The sequence below is a fragment of the Enterobacter cloacae complex sp. P12RS genome, from assembly GCF_014895875.1.
GTDB lineage: Bacteria > Pseudomonadota > Gammaproteobacteria > Enterobacterales > Enterobacteriaceae > Enterobacter > Enterobacter bugandensis.
Map to the genome: position 1 here is coordinate 41,147 of NZ_JADBQO010000015.1, position 18,682 is coordinate 59,828.

Below are 18,682 nucleotides of genomic sequence, written 5' to 3' on the forward strand. Positions count from 1 at the left end.
AAAGACGAATGTGCGGTATTGTCGGTATCGCCGGTTTCATGCCGGTAAACCAGTCGATTTATGACGCGTTAACGGTGCTTCAGCACCGTGGGCAGGATGCTGCGGGTATCATCACCATTGATGCAAACAACTGCTTCCGTTTACGTAAGGCCAATGGCCTGGTAAACGATGTGTTTGAAGCCCGCCATATGCAGCGTCTGCAAGGTAATATGGGGATCGGTCACGTTCGTTATCCTACTGCTGGCAGTTCCAGCGCCTCTGAGGCACAGCCTTTCTACGTCAACTCACCGTATGGCATCACGCTTGCCCATAACGGCAACCTGACCAACGCTCATGAGCTGCGTAAGAAGCTGTTCGAAGAGAAACGTCGCCACATTAACACCACCTCTGATTCAGAAATCCTGCTCAATGTGTTCGCCAGCGAGCTGGATAACTTCCGTCACTACCCGCTGGAAGCAGACAATATCTTCGCTGCCATTGCCGCGACCAACCGCCAGATCCGCGGTGCGTACGCCTGCGTGGCGATGATCATCGGTCACGGCATGGTCGCCTTCCGCGATCCAAACGGCATTCGTCCGCTGGTGCTGGGCAAGCGCGACCTCGGCGATGGCCGTACCGAATATATGGTTGCCTCTGAGAGCGTGGCGCTGGATACCCTGGGCTTCGAATTCCTGCGCGACGTTGCGCCGGGCGAAGCGGTGTATATCACCGAGAAGGGCCAGCTGTTCACCCGTCAGTGTGCCGACAACCCGGTCAGCAACCCGTGCCTGTTTGAATACGTCTATTTTGCCCGTCCGGATTCGTTCATCGACAAGATCTCCGTCTACAGCGCGCGCGTCAATATGGGCACGAAGCTTGGCGAGAAGATTGCCCGCGAGTGGGACGATCTCGACATCGACGTGGTGATTCCTATCCCGGAAACCTCCTGCGATATCGCCCTGGAGATCGCCCGCATTCTGGACAAGCCGTACCGTCAGGGCTTCGTGAAGAACCGCTACGTTGGCCGCACGTTTATCATGCCGGGCCAGCACCTGCGCCGTAAGTCCGTGCGCCGCAAGCTGAACGCCAACCGCGCGGAATTCCGCGACAAGAACGTTCTGCTGGTGGATGACTCCATCGTTCGCGGCACCACCTCTGAGCAGATTATCGAGATGGCGCGCGAAGCGGGTGCGAAGAAAGTCTACCTGGCGTCTGCCGCGCCGGAGATTCGCTTCCCGAACGTGTACGGCATTGATATGCCAACCGCCAACGAGCTGATTGCTCACGGCCGTGAAGTGGATGAGATTCGCCAGATTATCGGTGCCGACGGCCTTATTTTCCAGGATCTGAACGATCTCATCGACGCGGTGCGCGCCGAGAATCCGGAGATTCAGCAGTTCGAATGCTCCGTGTTCAATGGCGTCTACGTGACGAAAGACGTTGACCAGCAGTACCTCGACTACCTTGATTCGCTGCGCAACGACGATGCGAAAGCCGTTCAGCTGCAAAACGATCTCGAAAGCTTAGAGATGCACAACGAAGGTTAATCTCTCCGCAGGTGAGGGCGCTCGCCCTCACTTGCAACTCCCCGCAAAATCCTGCACAGTCAGCCCAGAATTCAGCAAGGGCGAAATCATGAAACGACTCATAATAGGCATCAGCGGTGCCAGCGGCGCGATTTACGGCGTACGCCTGCTACAGGTTTTGCGTAACGTGGCAGAAGTGGAAATGCATCTGGTGATGAGCCAGGCGGCGCGGCAAACCCTCTCCCTTGAAACGGATCTCTCCCTGCGCGATGTCCAGGCGATGGCGGACGTGGTTCACGATGCCCGCGATATCGCCGCCAGCATCTCCTCAGGCTCGTTTAAAACCGCCGGTATGGTGATCCTGCCCTGTTCAATCAAAACGCTCTCCGGGATTGTGAACAGCTATACCGACACGCTGGTAACGCGCGCGGCGGACGTGGTGCTGAAGGAGCGCCGCCCGCTGGTGCTCTGCGTGCGGGAAACGCCGCTGCACCTGGGCCATCTGCGCCTCATGACCCAGGCCGCCGAGCTGGGCGCGGTGATCATGCCGCCGGTGCCGGCGTTCTATCACCGGCCGCAGTCGCTGGACGATGTGATTAATCAGACCGTCAATCGCGTGCTGGATCAGTTTGACATCGACCTGCCCGAAGACCTCTTCACCCGCTGGCAGGGAGCCTGATTCTGTGCACAAATGCTGTGCATGAAAAAAGACGTTGCCCTGTTTCAGGGCAATTATGCAACGGCGATCATATCCTCGACATTTAATTCGCTTTTTCCCTTTTTCTCTTTCCGGTTCGTTCGGCAGACCTGCTATCTTTCACCATTAAGGCAATATCGCAACGTTTTATTAACATATTTAACGTCGAAGTTTTGACCAGACGGCAATGTGGCATAAGACCTGCAAGAGAAGCCTGCAACACAACACACAACACAATACATAATAAAATCACGGTACTTGAGGGTAAATGTATGAAGAAGACGGTTCTGGCTCTGTCTTTGCTGGTGGGGCTAAGTGCGGCGGCAGGTAGCTACGCAGCGCTTCCACAGACGGTTCGTATCGGTACAGACGCAACCTACGCGCCATTCTCTTCCAAGGATGCGAAAGGCGATTTCGTGGGGTTTGATATCGATCTGGGAAATGAAATGTGCAAACGTATGGAAGTGAAATGCACATGGGTGGGCAGCGACTTCGACGCGTTAATCCCGTCGCTGAAGGCAAAGAAAATCGACGCCATTATCTCTTCTCTCTCCATCACCGAAAAACGCCAGCAGGAGATTGCCTTCTCTGACAAGCTCTACGCTGCGGATTCGCGTCTGATTGCCGCGAAAGGTTCCCCGATCCAGCCGACCATCGACTCGCTGAAAGGCAAGCATGTGGGCGTGCTCCAGGGCTCGACCCAGGAAGGTTACGCGAATGCCAACTGGCGCGAGAAGGGCGTCGACGTGGTGGCTTACCAGAACCAGGATCTGATCTACTCTGACCTGGCGGCAGGCCGTCTGGATGCCGCGTTCCAGGATGAAGTCGCGGCGAGCGAAGGCTTCCTGAAGCAGCCGGCCGGTAAAGATTACGCCTTTGCGGGCCCGTCCGTGAAAGACAAAAAATACTTTGGTGACGGCACCGGCATCGGCCTGCGTAAGGACGATAAAGAGCTGAAAGCCGCCTTTGACAAAGCATTCACGGAGCTGCGCAAAGACGGTACCTACGACAAACTGGCGAAGAAATACTTCGACTTCAACGTCTACGGTGACTAACGCACCAGCGTGGTGCGTCGCGGGTGTGGATGATTCAATGTGGTGCAATTTGTGCACCATATTGGGTCACTACGTGCATACTTAAGCATTTATAATGCAAAAATTCCCGTCTGAAAGGCATTATTCTTTGCCTGACAGCGTGGATTAATGGCACATTAACCCCACCCCGTCGTCGTAAAAAAAACGTATGAAGACAGTTTGTTGAGGACAAATATGAAAAAACTCGTGTTGTCATTATCTCTGGTACTGGCCTTTTCCAGCGCCACCGCGGCCTTCGCAGCCATTCCGCAGAAAATTCGTATTGGCACCGATCCCACCTACGCGCCGTTTGAATCGAAGAATTCAAAGGGTGAACTGGTGGGTTTTGACATCGATCTGGCCAATGAGCTGTGCAAACGCATCAAAGCACAGTGTACTTATGTAGAGAACCCGCTGGATGCGCTGATCCCTTCACTGAAAGCAAAAAAAATAGACGTGATTATGTCCTCGCTTTCCATCACCGAGAAACGTCAGCAGGAGATTGCCTTCACCGACAAGCTCTATGCGGCCGATTCACGTCTGGTAGTGGCTAAGTCTTCTGACATTCAACCGACCCTCGAGTCGCTGAAGGGGAAACGCGTGGGCGTGCTGCAGGGCACCACGCAGGAAACTTACGGTAACGAACACTGGGCGCCGAAGGGGATCGAAATCGTCTCCTATCAGGGCCAGGAAAATATTTACGCAGACCTGACGGCAGGCCGTATTGATGCGGCATTCCAGGATGAAGTCGCGGCAAGCGAAGGTTTCCTGAAGCAGCCGGTAGGCAAAGATTACAAGTTCGGCGGTCCGTCCATTAAGGATGAGAAGCTCTTTGGCGTGGGCACCGGTATGGGCCTGCGTAAGGAAGACAACGAACTGCGTGAGGCGCTGAACAAAGCGTTTGCTGAAATGCGCGCTGACGGCACCTACGACAAGCTGGCGAAAAAGTACTTCGATTTCAATGTATACGGCGGCTAATCGCTCCGTCAAATAACGTGCGGCCCCTCCCGCTGGGGGAGGGGATAAGACACGGTTTACCACTCACGATACGACAGGGCTCGCGGTATGCTGTACGGATTTTCTGGCGTTATTTTACAGGGCGCGCTTGTCACCCTTGAGCTGGCTATCAGCTCCGTGGTGCTGGCGGTGCTGATAGGTCTGGCGGGCGCAGGGGCGAAGCTTTCGGCTAACAAACCGCTGGCGCTCATTTTCGAAGGCTATACCACGCTCATTCGCGGCGTACCCGATCTGGTGCTGATGCTGCTTATTTTTTACGGCCTGCAGATTGCCCTGAACAGCGTGACGGATGCGATGGGCATGGGACAAATTGATATCGACCCGATGGTGGCCGGTATTATCACCCTCGGTTTTATCTACGGTGCCTACTTCACGGAAACCTTCCGTGGCGCTTATATGGCGGTTCCCAGAGGACACATTGAAGCGGCAACCGCATTTGGTTTTACCTCTTCACAAACGTTTCGCCGGATTATGTTCCCGGCCATGATGCGCTATGCGCTGCCGGGCATCGGTAATAACTGGCAGGTTATCCTCAAAGCGACGGCGCTGGTCTCGCTGCTCGGTCTGGAAGACGTCGTGAAAGCGACTCAGCTGGCGGGCAAGAGCACCTGGGAGCCATTCTACTTTGCGGTGGTCTGCGGCGCGATCTATCTGGTCTTTACGACCGTCTCCAATGGTGTGCTGCTTCTGCTCGAGCGTCGCTACTCCGTGGGTGTGAAGAGGGCTGACCTGTGATTGAGATTATTCAGGAATACTGGAAATCCCTGCTGTGGACGGATGGCTACCGCTTTACCGGCGTGGCGATCACGCTCTGGCTGCTGATTTCTTCCGTGGTGATGGGTGGCATTCTGGCGGTGTTTCTCGCCATCGGTCGCGTGTCGAACAATAAATTTATTCAGTTCCCGATTTGGCTGTTTACCTATGTGTTTCGCGGCACGCCGCTGTACGTGCAGCTGCTGGTGTTCTATTCGGGGATGTATACGCTGGAGATCGTAAAAGGCACGGAAATGCTGAATGCGTTCTTCCGCAGTGGCCTGAATTGTACGGTGCTGGCGCTAACGCTCAACACCTGCGCCTATACCACCGAGATTTTCGCCGGGGCCATTCGTTCCGTGCCGCACGGTGAGATCGAGGCGGCGCGCGCGTACGGCTTCTCGTCGGTGAAGCTTTACCGCTGCATTATTCTGCCGTCGGCGCTGCGCATTGCGCTACCGGCCTACAGCAACGAAGTGATTTTGATGCTGCACTCCACCGCGCTCGCCTTTACCGCCACGGTGCCGGACCTGCTCAAAATCGCGCGCGATATCAACTCCGCGACCTATCAGCCTTTTACCGCGTTTGGCATTGCGGCGGTGCTCTATTTAATTATCTCTTATGTTCTGATTAGCCTGTTCCGTAAGGCTGAAAAACGCTGGTTGCAGCATATAAAACCTTCTTCGACGCACTGAGAAAGATGATGGCTGAGAACAAATTAAACGTTATTGATTTGCACAAACGCTACGGCGAACATGAAGTGCTGAAAGGGGTGTCGCTGCAGGCTAACGCGGGCGACGTGATCAGTATCATCGGTTCATCCGGCTCGGGTAAAAGTACCTTCCTGCGCTGCATTAACTTCCTCGAAAAGCCGAGCGAAGGCTCGATTGTGGTGAGCGGGCAGAACATCAACCTGGTGCGTGACAAAGACGGCCAGCTGAAGGTGGCGGATAAGCATCAGCTGCGCCTGCTGCGTACGCGCCTGACGATGGTGTTCCAGCATTTCAACCTCTGGAGCCACATGACGGTGCTGGAGAACGTGATGGAAGCGCCGGTTCAGGTGCTCGGCTTAAGCAAGCAGGAAGCCCGGGAACGCGCGGTGAAATACCTGGCGAAAGTGGGTATCGACGAGCGCCAGCAGATGAAGTATCCGGTACACCTTTCCGGCGGCCAGCAGCAGCGTGTCTCCATCGCCCGCGCGCTGGCGATGGAGCCTGAAGTGCTGCTGTTCGACGAACCGACCTCCGCGCTGGACCCGGAACTCGTCGGCGAAGTGCTGCGCATCATGCAGAAGCTGGCCGAAGAGGGCAAAACGATGGTGGTGGTGACGCACGAGATGGGCTTCGCCCGTAACGTCTCGAACCACGTGATTTTCCTGCATCAGGGGAAAATTGAAGAGCAGGGGCACCCTGACGAGGTGCTGGCAAACCCGCAGAGCCCGCGTTTGCAGCAGTTCCTTAAAGGATCTCTGAAATAAAGAGGGCATCAGCCCGCAGTGCAGCCCAATCGCCCGGTGACGCTTCGCTTACCGGGCCTACAAAACCCCAGGCCGGGCAAACGCAGTGCCGCACGGCATTCAGGCCGCACCACACTCCAGGCGATACACCCAGTCGTCATACCGCACGCCGTCAATCTCATACGCCTTTTCAAGCACCTGCGTGCGCACAAACCCGGCTTTCTCAAGCACCCGCACAGACCCGCCGTTGTCTGCCAGCACGTACGCGTTAATCGCCTTCACGCCGGTCTGGTTAAACGCGTAGTCACATACCGCGCGCAGCGCCTCGCTGGCGATGCCTTTTCCCTGCGCGGCAGGCACAACCGTGTAGCCAATGTCCGCCTCTTCACGATTCTCAGGGCTGATTTGCAGGCCGATATCGCCGAGTGGCGTATCTTCATTCAGAAAGCGGATCACGAAGACATGCTCCGCCATCAGGCGTGCGGCAAACACGCGTCGGGTCTCTTTCTCAGGCGCAATCGCGGCCATATAGCGCATGATGTCGCGGTTTTCGCGCAGCGAGCGGAAGAAGGCCCAGTCAGAGGGTTCGAAAGGGGTGAGATGAAGCCGGGGAGTGGTGATGGTTGCCATTGTTACGCCATTTCATCGGAACATGGCGTATCACTGTAACATATTCAGCGTACCACATCCCCCAGCGCCTCTTCTAAGTCATACCAGCGAAACGCAAACCCCGCCGCTTCCAGCCGTTTTGGCAGCGCGCGCTGACCGCCCAGCACCAGCACGGACGCTTCGCCCATCAACAGGCGAATTGCCGTCGCAGGCACGCGTAATATCGCCGGGCGATGCAGGGCATGCCCCAGCGCGTGGGCAAACTGTTCATTTCGCACCGGATACGGCGCAACCATGTTAAACGGCCCGCGCAGATCGTTATCCAGCAGCCAGATAATGCCGTTCACCATATCGTCGATATGGATCCAGGCCAGGTACTGTCGCCCGTTGCCGATCGGCCCGCCGAGCCCCAGCCTGAAGGGCGGAAGCATTTTACCCAGAATGCCGCCTTTCGGCGCAAGCACCACGCCGGTACGCAGCAGGCAGACGCGGGTATTATCGCTTTGCGCCGCGCAGGCGATACGCTCCCACTGGGCGCAGAGTTTATGGGTGAACTCGTTGTGGGGCGGCTCTTCCTCGGTCACCACCACTTCGCCGAGATCGCCGTAATAGCCCGTCGCAGAGCCTGAAATCAGCACCGACGGCGGGGTCTGGCTGTTGCGAATCAGCTCAACCAGCTTCTCGGTGATGTTCCAGCGGCTGCTGCACAACCGCTGTTTCTGCTCTTCGGTCCAGCGCTTATCGGCGATGGGTTCGCCCGCAAGGTTGATGACGGCGTCGAAGCCGTCCAGATTCTGCCGATCGGCCAGCCCTTTCCAGATATCGACTCCCGCGCCCAGCACCTGGCGCGCTTTCTCCGGGCTGCGGGTCACTACGGTAATGTCGTGATGCAGCGCCTGCAAACGCGCAATGAGATGGCGCCCAATCAGGCCTGTACCGCCGGTCAGCAGAATCTTCATACAACCTCCAGGTTTACGCCTGGCGTCGCCAGCTTAACGTCATGGAGACGGAGTCGGCATAGCGCAGGGCGTGAAGTTTATCGATCTCTACTTCAGCATAAGTGACCCAGTGATGATCGCGTGCGATATCGAGCACATCCTGAGTTAATTTCTCCAGCAGCGAGAAGCGGTTGTTTTCCACGTACTGGATGATGTTTTTGGTTATCGTGCGATAGTTCAGCGCGTCATTGATGTCTTCACTGGCCCGCGCTTTGTCTGCCGGGTAGTGAATCACCACATTAATGACAATATCCTGACGGTTGGCAATCTCTTCCTCTTTGATACCAATGAACGTGCGCAAGCGTAAATTTTTTATACGAATAATAGCGTCTGGCTGTGACATTGCAGGTCTTCTCCGTGTCAGTATTTCCCGCCCATAATACATGAGTGCCTCTCAGCCACCCAGCCTCATAGGTGATTAAACCTGCTGGATTTTTTGCATTGCGCGTTCGGTGGCCGGGCGGGTCCGGATACGCTCAAACCAGTTGTTCACCGCCGGGTAAGACGCTAAGTCAATCCGGTGTTTATCATGCGTATTTACCCACGGCCAGCAGGCGATATCTGCAATGCTGTAATGGTCGCCCCCGAGCCACGGCGTTTTCTCCAGCCGCTGGTTCAGAACGCCGTAAAGACGCTGGGTTTCAACCTGATATCGCTCAATGGCGTAAGGAATGGTCTGCGGCGCGAAGGCGGTGAAGTGGTGGTTCTGCCCCAGCATCGGCCCAAAGCCGCTTGACTGCCAGAAAAGCCACTGCAGAGTGTGGTGACGCTCGCGCAGTTCACCGCTCAGCAGCTTGCCGGTTTTCTCTGCCAGATAAAGCAAAATTTCACCGGATTCAAACAGGCTTAACGGCCTGCCTCCGTCCGCCGGCTGGCTATCAATAATGGCCGGAATTTTATTGTTGGGCGAAATAGCCAAAAACACAGGGTTGAACTGTTCGCCTTTGCTGATATCCACGCGGATGATTCTGTAATCCAGTTCGGCTTCTTCGAGAAAGAGGGTGATCTTGTGGCCGTTTGGGGTAGGGGCGTAATAAAGGTCAATCATTCTCAACTCCTGTCCATGCGAATAGTGGTGCCATGACAAATGAGTATAGGTGCTTGTTGTAAATCGTGAGTTTTCATCAAGTGACAGCGAAGCAAAGAGATTATATGTTGAGTAAAAACCGATCAGCCGATGAGGATGTTATGAACCAGCCCGTAATTACGTTGTGGTCCGATGCAAATTTCTTTTCTCCCTATGTTATGAGCGTTTACGTCGCGCTGGCCGAAAAGGGGCTCTCTTTTACACTGAAGACCGTCGATCTCGACGGTGGTGAACACCTCAAACCCCAGTGGCAGGGTTACGACCTGACGCGACGCGTGCCGGTGCTGGAACTGGATGGTTTTGCACTGAGCGAATCCTCGGCGATCGATGAATATCTGGAAGATCGTTTTGCGCCGCCGGAGTGGGAGCGCATCTATCCTCACGATCTGCAAAAGCGCGCCCGCGCCCGGCAGATCCAGGCGTGGCTGCGTAGCGACCTGGTGCCGATTCGCGTCGAGCGCTCCACGGATGTCGTGTTTGCCGGTGTGAAAAAGCCAGCGCTCAGCGCAGAAGGCGTCGACAGCGCGCAAAAGCTGATTGAAACTGCAGCCTCGCTGCTCGCTCACGGCAACCCGAACCTGTTCGGTGAATGGTGTATTGCCGATACCGATCTGGCGCTGATGCTGAACCGTTTGATCCTCAACGGCGATGAGGTCCCTCAACTGCTGGTGGACTATGCGGCGTTCCAGTGGCAGCGAGCCTCCGTACAGCGCTATGTGGCACTCTCCGCTAAGCGCGCGGGCTGATAAGCCCTGACGCTTCAGGTATGATAAGGGGAGTTTTTTTACCAGGGAGTGACGGATGAAACTGATGTTTGCGTCAGATATCCATGGATCGCTGCCCGCGACCGAGCGAGTGCTTTCTCTGTTTTCGCAAAGCGGGGCCCAATGGCTGGTGATTCTGGGGGATGTGTTAAATCATGGTCCGCGTAATGCGCTGCCGGAAGGCTATGCCCCGGCGCAGGTGGCGGAAAAGCTTAACCCGTTTGCCTCGCGCATTATCGCCGTTCGCGGTAATTGCGACAGCGAAGTCGACCAGATGCTGCTGCATTTTCCCCTTACCGCGCCATGGCAACAGGTTCTGCTGGAAAACAGCCGCCTGTTTCTTACCCACGGACACCTTTTCGGCCCGGATAATCTCCCGGCGCTCGCGGCTGGCGATGTCCTGGTTTACGGCCATACTCATATTCCGGTGGCTGAAAAACGCGGTGAGATTTATCACTTTAATCCGGGGTCGGTCAGCATCCCGAAAGGCGGATATCCTGCGAGCTATGGCCTGCTCGATGGAAATACCCTGAGCGTTATCGCACTTAATGATCAGCAAGTTATTGCGCAGGTAGCGATTAATCCGTAAGTTACACCACAACTGCAAACGCGCCGAAAGAGCGCTTAGACGAGAAGGTTTCCCGATGGTGGAGCAGAATCATTTGGCAAGTACTGAATGGGTTGACATTGTCAGCGAAGAAAATGAAGTGATCGCGCAGGCGAGCCGCGAACAAATGCGTGCAGAGCGACTGCGTCACCGTGCAACGTACATCGTTGTGCATGACGGCATGGGCAAGATTCTGGTCCAGCGCCGCACGGACACCAAAGATTTTCTTCCGGGCATGCTTGATGCCACCGCAGGCGGCGTCGTGCAGGCCGATGAAGTGCTGCTGGATTCCGCACGCCGTGAAGCGGAAGAAGAGTTAGGTATCGCCGGGGTGCCGTTTGCCGAGCACGGGCAGTTCTATTTCGAAGACGAACATTGCCGCGTCTGGGGTGGACTGTTTAGCTGCGTTTCCCATGGGCCTTTCGCCCTGCAGGAAGAGGAAGTGAGCGAAGTCTGCTGGATGACGCCGGAAGAGATTACCGCCCGCTGCGACGAGTTCACGCCGGATTCGTTAAAAGCGCTGGCGCTGTGGATGACCCGCAACGCCAAAAACGAATCCGCTAAGCCGGAAAACAAAGCGGAAAAAGAGGAAGAGGCTGAGTAAGCCTTAACAGCTTTCCCGCAGGCACAGGCTGGACGCGATGGGTTTTTGGTCGCGCCAGTCTCCGTCATTCAGACGTTCCAGTAGCGCTTTACCTGCCTCAATCCCAATCTTTCGATGCGGTACCGCCATCGTCGTCAGCGGCGGCTGGCAGACGCGGCTCACATCGCTATCGCCAAAGCCCACGACAGCCAGATCGTCCGGCACTTTAATGCGTCGACGCTGACACTCATACAGCGCGCCGCAGGCCAGCTCGTCTGATACGCACACCAGCGCATCCAGCTCCGGCCACGCCAGCAAGAACTCTGGCAGCTGTGCCGCGCCAGTCGAGAAGCTCGGCGGCATCGCCGCGTTAATCACCCGGTTTGGCGACAGATGATGGCGCAGCATCGCCTTGTACCAGCCCTGCAAATGCTGCTGGAAAATCCACTGCTCCTGGTTGGCGCACAGCAGGCCGATATTCTGGTAGCCGCGCCTAATCACCATTTCCGTCAGCTCGTACATGGCCGCCACGTTATCGATCCCGATATTCATATCGATCGGATCGGCGCGCATCGCACCCATCTCCATTACCGGAATCGAGGCGTTTTTCAGCCAGTGGCGAACAGTGTCGGTGTGCTCGACGCTGAGCAAAATCGCGGCGGCGATATTTGACGCCAGCAGGGTCTCAAGCAGCTTCTCTTCCTGCTCAAGCCGATGCTGGGACTCTGCCAGCATGATCTGGTATCCGGCGGGCTGCAGCACCTGCTGTAGGCCCGCAAACATTTCAGAGCAACCGGCTTCGGAAAGGTTGGGAACAACCATCGCAATCGTCCATGAGGACGCGGATGCCAGTGCGCTGGCGGCGAGATTGGGCATATAACCCAGCTCCTGCACCGCAGCTTCAATTTTTTCACGCAGTTTATCGGAAACCTGTTCGGGCGTGCGGAGCGCACGGGAGACGGTCATCGTGCCGACTCCGGCAAGCTGCGCGACATCAGCGAGCGTGACTTTTCCGGTACTGCGCCGTTTTCGGGTTAAAGACATACACCTTCCTGCTGACCAGACGCGTTCTTTTTTCCTTCATTTCAGGTGACAGGCAGTATACGCCTTAAATCCCTTTTTTTGCTGTGATTTCACACCATGATTACATTTTGATAGCGCTATCACATTTCTGCATGTTGGTAATTGGTAGCGCTATCTTTGTGATCGCGATCGCAGTCAATGATTGATGGGTTGAATAAAGTTTGCCCATCTTTAGCGTTTGGCGGGAGGGAAAATGCTCAAAAAGTGGATATATGATACAACCATCACGCTGCAGGATAGCGTGGAAAGCTGGCCACAGGCGCTGGAGATATGCGCGAAACCGCTGCTGGATCTGCAGGTGATTGCACCGGAGTACGTGACGGCAATCATTCAGCAGCACCATACGTTAGGACCCTATTATGTGCTGGCACCAGGGCTAGCCATGCCGCATGCGCGGCCGGAGGAAGGCGCCAAAGGACTGGGCTTGTCATTACTAAAACTAAAACAGGGCGTCTCTTTTGGTGCCGGAGAGTTTGACCCTGTCGATCTGATTATTATGCTTGCGGCACCGGATAAACATAGCCATATCGAAATGATATCCGCGCTCGCTGAATTATTTTCCAGCGACGAAGATATGGAGAAATTACATCAGGCGAATACCCTGGAGGACATTAAAACCATTATTGACCGCTTCTGATTTAATTTTTTAATCCGATTATTCACAACATTACGCGCCAGCGTGATGGGGCGTGCTCTACTCAAAATAAGGGGACAACAATGAAAATCATGGCTATTTGCGGTTCTGGCCTGGGCAGCAGTTTTATGGTCGAAATGAACATTAAAAAAGTGCTTAAAAAGCTGGACATTGAGGCCGAGGTTGAACACTCCGATCTCTCCTCCGCCACGCCGGGCGCGGCGGACCTGTTCGTGATGGCGAAAGACATTGCGGCCAGCGCCAGCGTGCCGGAAAGCCAGCTGGTGGTGATCAACAACATCATTGATATCAACGAACTCGAAGCGCAGCTGCGCGCCTGGTTCGACAGACAATAACCCTGATAAGGCGAGGTGGATATGTTTATCCTTGAAACGCTGAATTTCGTTGTCGATATTTTAAAAGTCCCTTCGGTGCTGGTGGGTTTAATTGCGTTAATTGGTCTGGTCGCGCAGAAAAAAGCGTTTTCTGATGTCGTAAAAGGCACAATTAAAACGATTCTCGGCTTTATTGTACTGGGCGGTGGCGCCACGGTGCTGGTGGGGTCGTTAAACCCGTTAGGCGGCATGTTTGAGCACGCTTTTAATATCCAGGGCATTATTCCAAACAATGAAGCGATTGTGTCGATCGCGCTGGAAAAATACGGCGCCTCGACCGCGCTGATCATGGCCTTCGGCATGGTGGCGAACATTGTCGTCGCGCGCTTTACCCGCCTGAAGTACATCTTCCTGACCGGGCACCACACCTTCTACATGGCGTGCATGATCGGCGTGATCCTGACGGTCGCAGGCTTCGAGGGAGTAGGGCTGGTCTTTACCGGTTCATTGATCCTCGGCCTGATTATGGCCTTCTTCCCGGCGATTGCGCAGCGCTATATGAAGCGTATTACCGGCAACGATGAGATCGCCTTCGGTCATTTCGGTACGCTGGGCTACGTGCTGTCCGGCTGGATTGGCAGCAGGGTCGGTAAAGGCTCGCGCTCCACCGAAGAGATGAACCTGCCGAAGAACCTCAGCTTCCTGCGCGACAGTTCGATCTCCATCTCCCTGACCATGATGATTATCTACCTGATCATGGCGGTGAGCGCCGGGCGTGAGTACGTCGAGGCCACCTTCAGCGGCGGGCAAAACTACCTGGTCTACGCCATCATCATGGCGATCACCTTCGCGGCGGGCGTGTTCATCATCCTGCAGGGCGTGCGCCTGATTCTGGCGGAAATCGTCCCGGCCTTTACCGGCTTCTCGGAAAAACTGGTGCCGAACGCGCGTCCGGCGCTGGACTGCCCGGTGGTCTACCCGTATGCGCCAAACGCGGTGCTGATTGGCTTCCTGTTCAGCTTCCTCGGGGGAATTGTGGGGTTGTTGATCTGCGGTCAGTTTAGCTGGGTGCTGATCCTGCCGGGCGTAGTGCCGCACTTCTTCACCGGCGCAACGGCGGGCGTGTTCGGTAACGCCACCGGTGGACGCCGCGGGGCAATGATAGGCGCCTTTGCTAACGGCCTGCTGATTACTTTCCTCCCGGTCCTGCTGCTGCCGGTACTGGGTGCGATTGGCTTTGCTAACACCACCTTCTCGGACGCCGACTTCGGCGCGGTCGGGATTGTGCTGGGCAACCTGGCGCGCTTCCTGTCACCGCTTGCCATCACCGGGCTGGTTGTGGCGCTGTTCGCGCTGCTGGTGGCCTACAACATCTTCGCGAAAAACAAACCTGCGGGTAGTAACGCGCAGGAAAATACCGGAGCCAAATCATGAATGAGAACGAGATAACCGAACTGGCGCGTCAGATCCGTCTTGAAACCCTCAAATCCCTGACGCAGCTGGGCTTTGGGCACTACGGCGGCAGCATGTCGGTGGTGGAAACCCTGGCGGTGCTGTACGGCGCCGTGATGAAGATCGACCCGGCGGATCCGGACTGGCCTGAGCGCGATTACTTTGTGCTGTCGAAAGGTCATGCAGGCCCGGCGCTCTACAGCACCCTGGCGATTAAGGGCTACTTCCCGGTTGAAGAGCTGAGCACGCTGAACCAGAACGGAACGCGTCTGCCCAGCCACCCGGACCGCCTGAAAACGCGCGGCGTGGATGCCACCACCGGCTCGCTGGGGCAGGGGATCTCCATTGCGGGCGGTATGGCACTCTCGCACAGGCTGGCCGGGCGACCGAATCGGGTCTTCTGCATCGTTGGCGACGGCGAGCTGAACGAAGGCCAGTGCTGGGAAGCGTTCCAGTTTATCGCTCACCATCGTCTGAACAACCTGACCGTGTTCGTGGACTGGAACAAACAGCAGCTCGACGGCGAACTGGACGAGATCATCTGCGCGTTCGACCTGGAAGGCAAATTCCGCGCCTTTGGCTTTGACGTGGTGACGGTCAAAGGGGACGACATTCCGGCACTGCTGAAGGTGACTTCAAGGGTACCGGAGGCCGATGCGCGTCCGCGGGTGGTGATCCTCGACAGCATCAAAGGGCAGGGCGTGCCGTACCTGGAACAGCTCAGCAACTCGCACCACCTGCGATTGACCGCGGAGAGCAAAGCGGCCCTCAATGAGACGATTCGCCAACTGGAGGCTTCACATGATTAAGGTTGCACCGGCAGGACAGAAAGACGCCGTTGAGATGCGCAAGGTCTACGCGGGCTTTGTGGCAAAGCAGATTGAGGCCGGCAGCGAGATTATCGCCCTGGAAGCGGACCTGATGAGCTCAATGGCGATGGACGGCGTAGCGCGCGATTATCCGCAGCACGTGATTAACTGCGGCATTATGGAGGCCAACGTCATCGGCACTGCGGCGGGGCTGTCGCTCACCGGCCGTAAGCCGTTCGTGCACACTTTCACCGCGTTTGCCAGCCGTCGCTGCTTCGACCAGCTGTTTATGTCCCTGGACTACCAGCGCAACAACGTGAAGGTGATTGCCTCGGATGCGGGCGTGACGGCCTGCCACAACGGCGGGACGCACATGTCCTTCGAGGATATGGGCATCGTGCGCGGTCTGGCGCATTCGGTGGTGCTGGAAGTCACCGATGCGGTGATGTTCGAGGATGTGCTGCGCCAGCTTATCGATCTCGAAGGCTTCTACTGGGTGCGCACCATCCGCAAGCAGGCGCCGAGCGTCTATGCGCCGGGCTCAACCTTTACCATTGGCAAAGGCAACGTGTTGCGCGAGGGAAGCGATATCACGCTGATTGCCAACGGCATCATGGTGGCGGAAGCGCTGGAGGCGGCGCGCCAGCTTGAACAGGAGGGGGTAAGTGCGGCGGTCATCGACATGTTTACCCTGAAGCCTATCGATCGGATGCTGGTGAAAAACTATGCCGAGAAAACCGGGCGTATTGTGACCTGCGAAAACCACAGTATTCACAACGGTCTCGGGTCAGCGGTGGCGGAAGTGCTGGTGGAGACCTGCCCGGTGCCGATGCGTCGCGTGGGCGTGAAGGAGCGTTACGGCCAGGTGGGCACACAGGAGTTCCTGCAAAAAGAGTATGGCCTGACGGCGCATGACATTGTGTCGGCGGCGCGGGAGCTGCTGTAATAAAAAAAGGCGACCGTGTGGTCGCCTTTTTGTTGCCCGGTGGCGCTGGCGCTTACCGGGTCTACGGTCCTGTAGGCCGGATAAGCGAAGCGCCATCCGGCAAAACATTACTGCTGCTGCGAAGACTGAATCGCCGTCAGCGCGATGGTGTAGACGATATCGTCAACCAGCGCACCGCGGGACAGGTCGTTCACAGGCTTGCGCATGCCCTGCAGCATTGGCCCGATGGAGATCAGGTCGGCAGAACGCTGTACCGCTTTGTAGGTGGTGTTACCGGTGTTCAGATCCGGGAAGATGAACACGGTAGCGCGACCGGCAACCGGCGAGTTCGGCGCTTTGGATTTCGCCACGTCAGCCATTACCGCGGCGTCGTACTGCAGCGGGCCGTCGATCATCAGATCAGGACGTTTTTCCTGCGCAATACGGGTCGCTTCACGGACTTTCTCTACGTCGCTACCTGCACCAGAGGTGCCGGTGGAGTAGGAGAGCATTGCTACGCGCGGCTCGATACCGAAAGCGGTCGCGGAGTCCGCAGACTGGATAGCGATCTCAGCCAGCTGTTCTGCGGTAGGATCCGGGTTGATCGCGCAGTCGCCGTAAACGTAAACCTGTTCAGGCAGCAGCATGAAGAACACGGAGGAGACCAGCGAGCTGCCCGGTGCGGTTTTGATCAGCTGCAACGGTGGACGGATGGTGTTCGCGGTGGTGTGAACCGCACCGGAAACCAGACCGTCAACTTCGTCCTGCTCCAGCATCAGCGTGCCCAGCACGACGTTGTCTTCCAGCTGCTCGCGCGCAACGGCTTCGGTCATGCCCTTGTTCTTACGCAGCTCAACCAGACGGGCAACGTAGCTTTCGCGAACCACTTCCGGGTCAACGATTTCAATGCCAGCACCCAGCTCAACGCCCTGAGACGCCGCAACGCGGTTGATCTCGTCCGGGTTACCCAGCAGCACGCAGGTCGCGATACCGCGCTCTGCACAGATGGCCGCCGCTTTAACGGTACGTGGCTCGTCGCCTTCTGGCAGAACCACACGTTTGCCCGCTTTACGCGCCAGCTCGGTCAACTGGTAGCGGAAGGCTGGAGGAGACAGACGGCGGCTGCGCTCGGAGGTCGCGGTCAGGGATTCGATCCAGTCTGCGTCGATGTAGCCCGCAACGTATTCCTGAACTTTCTCGATACGCTCGTGGTCATCAACCGGCACTTCCAGGTTGAAGCTTTGCAGGCTCAGAGAGGTCTGCCAGGTGTTGGTGTTCACCATGAAGACTGGCAGGCCGGTAGCGAACGCACGTTCGCACAGCTTGCTGATGCGCGCGTCCATTTCGTAGCCGCCGGTCAGCAGAATTGCACCGATTTCCACGCCGTTCATCGCCGCCAGGCAGGCAGCAACCAGCACGTCCGGACGGTCTGCGGAGGTCACCAGCAGGGAACCTGCGCGGAAGTGCTCCAGCATGTGCGGAATGCTGCGCGCACAGAAGGTCACGGACTTCACGCGGCGGGTGTTGATATCGCCTTCGTTAACGATGGTCGCGTTCAGGTGACGCGCCATATCGATTGCACGGGTGGCAATCAGATCGAAGCTCCATGGCACTGCGCCGAGTACAGGCAGCGGGCTGGATTCCTGCAGCTTTGCCGGATCAACCTTGATGACTTTCGCTTTGGAAGAGTCGTCGAAGATTTCGGACAGGTCAGGACGCGTACGGCCCTGTTCATCAACCGGTGCGTTCAGTTTGTTAACGATCACGCCGGTGATGCTGGTGTTTTTCGCACCACCGAAGCTGCTGCGCGTCAGTTCGATACGCTCTTTCAGTTGCTCTGGGGTATCAGTACCCTGAGACATCACGAAAACGATCTCTGCGTTCAGGGTTTTCGCGATTTCAAAGTTCAGGGACTGGGCAAACTGGTGTTTGCGGGTCGGGACCAGGCCTTCAACCAGCACCACTTCCGCGTCCTGCGCGTTAGCGTGGTAGTTGGCGATGATCTCTTCCATCAGCACGTCTTTCTGGTTGCTGGAGAGCAGAGACTCAACGTGGCTCATCTTCAGCGGTTCAGCCGCAGGAAGATTGGAATTCTTACGCACGATGGTGGTGGTCTGGTCTGGCGCATCGCCACCGGCACGAGGCTGGGCAATAGGCTTAAAGACGCTCAGACGAACGCCTTTGCGTTCCATAGCGCGGATCACGCCGAGGCTGACGCTGGTCAGGCCGACGCTGGTTCCGGTAGGGATCAGCATAATAGTACGGGACACGGTTTATCCTCTTTCGTTACCGCCG

Annotated in this window: 21 protein-coding genes; 15 read left to right on the forward strand and 6 right to left on the reverse strand. The window is 56.6% G+C overall.

The window, feature by feature from the left end:
- Window positions 1–8: 8 nt before the first annotated feature.
- The 7 genes from purF (at window position 9) to hisP (ending at window position 6,522) form a co-directional block, all read left to right on the forward strand.
- A complete protein-coding gene (gene purF / locus IM284_RS10780) occupies window positions 9–1,526 on the forward strand; it encodes an amidophosphoribosyltransferase (protein ID WP_014884664.1) in 1,518 nt (505 codons plus the stop codon).
- Window positions 1,527–1,614: 88 nt separating this feature from the next.
- Window positions 1,615–2,184 (forward strand): UbiX family flavin prenyltransferase, encoded by a 570-nt coding sequence (locus IM284_RS10785; protein WP_047367998.1) that lies wholly within the window; start codon window positions 1,615–1,617, stop codon window positions 2,182–2,184.
- Between the two features lie 290 nt (window positions 2,185–2,474).
- On the forward strand, window positions 2,475–3,257 hold the full coding sequence (gene argT / locus IM284_RS10790; RefSeq protein ID WP_028013956.1) for a lysine/arginine/ornithine ABC transporter substrate-binding protein ArgT: 783 nt from the start codon (window positions 2,475–2,477) through the stop codon (window positions 3,255–3,257).
- Between the two features lie 213 nt (window positions 3,258–3,470).
- Entirely contained in the window at window positions 3,471–4,253 is a 783-nt protein-coding gene (gene hisJ, locus IM284_RS10795) for a histidine ABC transporter substrate-binding protein HisJ (RefSeq protein ID WP_047367997.1), read from the forward strand.
- Between the two features lie 87 nt (window positions 4,254–4,340).
- Window positions 4,341–5,027, forward strand: a complete 687-nt coding sequence (locus IM284_RS10800; protein ID WP_028013954.1) for a histidine ABC transporter permease HisQ — start codon at window positions 4,341–4,343, stop codon at window positions 5,025–5,027.
- Entirely contained in the window at window positions 5,024–5,740 is a 717-nt protein-coding gene (locus IM284_RS10805; protein WP_028013953.1) for an ABC transporter permease, read from the forward strand. Before IM284_RS10800 ends, IM284_RS10805 begins: the two co-directional genes overlap by 4 nt.
- 8 nt (window positions 5,741–5,748) lie before the next feature.
- A complete protein-coding gene (gene hisP, locus IM284_RS10810; protein WP_010433274.1) occupies window positions 5,749–6,522 on the forward strand; it encodes a histidine ABC transporter ATP-binding protein HisP in 774 nt (257 codons plus the stop codon).
- Window positions 6,523–6,621: 99 nt separating this feature from the next.
- Here the strand turns inward: hisP and IM284_RS10815 are convergent, their stop codons facing one another.
- The 4 genes from IM284_RS10815 to yfcG form a co-directional block, all read right to left on the reverse strand.
- Window positions 6,622–7,131: a GNAT family N-acetyltransferase gene (locus tag IM284_RS10815; protein WP_047367996.1), complete on the reverse strand. Its 510-nt coding sequence runs from the start codon at window positions 7,129–7,131 to the stop codon at window positions 6,622–6,624.
- A 44-nt stretch (window positions 7,132–7,175) separates the two neighbouring features.
- The gene (locus IM284_RS10820; RefSeq protein ID WP_047367995.1) at window positions 7,176–8,069 is read right to left on the reverse strand and encodes a TIGR01777 family oxidoreductase; all 894 of its coding nucleotides are present in this window, start codon (window positions 8,067–8,069) and stop codon (window positions 7,176–7,178) included.
- 13 nt (window positions 8,070–8,082) lie between these two features.
- Complete coding sequence (gene folX, locus IM284_RS10825) at window positions 8,083–8,451, reverse strand: dihydroneopterin triphosphate 2'-epimerase (RefSeq protein WP_028013950.1); 369 nt, start codon at window positions 8,449–8,451, stop codon at window positions 8,083–8,085.
- A gap of 75 nt (window positions 8,452–8,526) precedes the next feature.
- A complete protein-coding gene (gene yfcG / locus IM284_RS10830; RefSeq protein WP_028013949.1) occupies window positions 8,527–9,156 on the reverse strand; it encodes a GSH-dependent disulfide bond oxidoreductase in 630 nt (209 codons plus the stop codon).
- 140 nt (window positions 9,157–9,296) lie between these two features.
- Between yfcG and yfcF the strand changes: the two genes are divergently transcribed.
- Genes yfcF through yfcD form a run of 3 tightly spaced genes read left to right on the forward strand, consistent with a single transcriptional unit; the run spans window position 9,297 to window position 11,170 of the window.
- Window positions 9,297–9,941: a glutathione transferase gene (gene yfcF / locus IM284_RS10835; RefSeq protein ID WP_047367994.1), complete on the forward strand. Its 645-nt coding sequence runs from the start codon at window positions 9,297–9,299 to the stop codon at window positions 9,939–9,941.
- A gap of 55 nt (window positions 9,942–9,996) precedes the next feature.
- Window positions 9,997–10,548: a phosphodiesterase gene (gene yfcE, locus IM284_RS10840; protein WP_028013947.1), complete on the forward strand. Its 552-nt coding sequence runs from the start codon at window positions 9,997–9,999 to the stop codon at window positions 10,546–10,548.
- A 55-nt stretch (window positions 10,549–10,603) separates the two neighbouring features.
- Window positions 10,604–11,170: an NUDIX hydrolase YfcD gene (gene yfcD, locus IM284_RS10845; protein WP_006811396.1), complete on the forward strand. Its 567-nt coding sequence runs from the start codon at window positions 10,604–10,606 to the stop codon at window positions 11,168–11,170.
- Window positions 11,171–11,173: 3 nt separating this feature from the next.
- Here yfcD and IM284_RS10850 read toward each other — a convergent pair whose 3' ends face one another.
- Window positions 11,174–12,193: a LacI family DNA-binding transcriptional regulator gene (locus IM284_RS10850; RefSeq protein ID WP_041908911.1), complete on the reverse strand. Its 1,020-nt coding sequence runs from the start codon at window positions 12,191–12,193 to the stop codon at window positions 11,174–11,176.
- Between the two features lie 232 nt (window positions 12,194–12,425).
- On the opposite strand from IM284_RS10850, the gene IM284_RS10855 reads away from it, so the two are divergent.
- The 5 genes from IM284_RS10855 to IM284_RS10875 all read left to right on the forward strand — a co-directional run bounded on the left by IM284_RS10855 (window position 12,426) and on the right by IM284_RS10875 (window position 16,408).
- Window positions 12,426–12,869 (forward strand): PTS sugar transporter subunit IIA, encoded by a 444-nt coding sequence (locus IM284_RS10855; protein ID WP_047367993.1) that lies wholly within the window; start codon window positions 12,426–12,428, stop codon window positions 12,867–12,869.
- An 80-nt stretch (window positions 12,870–12,949) separates the two neighbouring features.
- Complete coding sequence (locus tag IM284_RS10860) at window positions 12,950–13,222, forward strand: PTS sugar transporter subunit IIB (protein WP_041908914.1); 273 nt, start codon at window positions 12,950–12,952, stop codon at window positions 13,220–13,222.
- Between the two features lie 21 nt (window positions 13,223–13,243).
- Window positions 13,244–14,635: a PTS ascorbate transporter subunit IIC gene (locus IM284_RS10865; RefSeq protein WP_045259690.1), complete on the forward strand. Its 1,392-nt coding sequence runs from the start codon at window positions 13,244–13,246 to the stop codon at window positions 14,633–14,635.
- Window positions 14,632–15,462: a transketolase gene (locus IM284_RS10870; RefSeq protein ID WP_028013942.1), complete on the forward strand. Its 831-nt coding sequence runs from the start codon at window positions 14,632–14,634 to the stop codon at window positions 15,460–15,462. The genes IM284_RS10865 and IM284_RS10870 overlap by 4 nt, the downstream gene beginning before the upstream one ends.
- Window positions 15,455–16,408 carry a transketolase family protein gene (locus tag IM284_RS10875; protein WP_047346623.1) on the forward strand — a complete coding sequence of 318 codons (954 nt, stop codon included), beginning with the start codon at window positions 15,455–15,457 and terminating at the stop codon, window positions 16,406–16,408. Before IM284_RS10870 ends, IM284_RS10875 begins: the two co-directional genes overlap by 8 nt.
- A gap of 107 nt (window positions 16,409–16,515) precedes the next feature.
- Here the strand turns inward: IM284_RS10875 and pta are convergent, their stop codons facing one another.
- Window positions 16,516–18,657 (reverse strand): phosphate acetyltransferase, encoded by a 2,142-nt coding sequence (pta, locus tag IM284_RS10880; protein ID WP_047363549.1) that lies wholly within the window; start codon window positions 18,655–18,657, stop codon window positions 16,516–16,518.
- Window positions 18,658–18,682 lie beyond the last annotated feature (25 nt).

Bases quoted from the DNA above. Each gene is read 5' to 3' on its own strand.
- purF (WP_014884664.1), top strand. From the start codon at position 9: ATGTGCGGTATTGTCGGTATCGCCGGTTTCATGCCGGTAAACCAGTCG.
- IM284_RS10785 (WP_047367998.1), top strand. From the start codon at position 1,615: ATGAAACGACTCATAATAGGCATCAGCGGTGCCAGCGGCGCGATTTAC.
- argT (WP_028013956.1), top strand. From the start codon at position 2,475: ATGAAGAAGACGGTTCTGGCTCTGTCTTTGCTGGTGGGGCTAAGTGCG.
- hisJ (WP_047367997.1), top strand. From the start codon at position 3,471: ATGAAAAAACTCGTGTTGTCATTATCTCTGGTACTGGCCTTTTCCAGC.
- IM284_RS10800 (WP_028013954.1), top strand. From the start codon at position 4,341: ATGCTGTACGGATTTTCTGGCGTTATTTTACAGGGCGCGCTTGTCACC.
- hisP (WP_010433274.1), top strand. From the start codon at position 5,749: ATGGCTGAGAACAAATTAAACGTTATTGATTTGCACAAACGCTACGGC.
- IM284_RS10815 (WP_047367996.1), bottom strand. From the start codon at position 7,131: ATGGCAACCATCACCACTCCCCGGCTTCATCTCACCCCTTTCGAACCC.
- IM284_RS10820 (WP_047367995.1), bottom strand. From the start codon at position 8,069: ATGAAGATTCTGCTGACCGGCGGTACAGGCCTGATTGGGCGCCATCTC.
- folX (WP_028013950.1), bottom strand. From the start codon at position 8,451: ATGTCACAGCCAGACGCTATTATTCGTATAAAAAATTTACGCTTGCGC.
- yfcG (WP_028013949.1), bottom strand. From the start codon at position 9,156: ATGATTGACCTTTATTACGCCCCTACCCCAAACGGCCACAAGATCACC.
- yfcF (WP_047367994.1), top strand. From the start codon at position 9,297: ATGAACCAGCCCGTAATTACGTTGTGGTCCGATGCAAATTTCTTTTCT.
- yfcE (WP_028013947.1), top strand. From the start codon at position 9,997: ATGAAACTGATGTTTGCGTCAGATATCCATGGATCGCTGCCCGCGACC.
- yfcD (WP_006811396.1), top strand. From the start codon at position 10,604: ATGGTGGAGCAGAATCATTTGGCAAGTACTGAATGGGTTGACATTGTC.
- IM284_RS10850 (WP_041908911.1), bottom strand. From the start codon at position 12,193: ATGTCTTTAACCCGAAAACGGCGCAGTACCGGAAAAGTCACGCTCGCT.
- IM284_RS10855 (WP_047367993.1), top strand. From the start codon at position 12,426: ATGCTCAAAAAGTGGATATATGATACAACCATCACGCTGCAGGATAGC.
- IM284_RS10860 (WP_041908914.1), top strand. From the start codon at position 12,950: ATGAAAATCATGGCTATTTGCGGTTCTGGCCTGGGCAGCAGTTTTATG.
- IM284_RS10865 (WP_045259690.1), top strand. From the start codon at position 13,244: ATGTTTATCCTTGAAACGCTGAATTTCGTTGTCGATATTTTAAAAGTC.
- IM284_RS10870 (WP_028013942.1), top strand. From the start codon at position 14,632: ATGAATGAGAACGAGATAACCGAACTGGCGCGTCAGATCCGTCTTGAA.
- IM284_RS10875 (WP_047346623.1), top strand. From the start codon at position 15,455: ATGATTAAGGTTGCACCGGCAGGACAGAAAGACGCCGTTGAGATGCGC.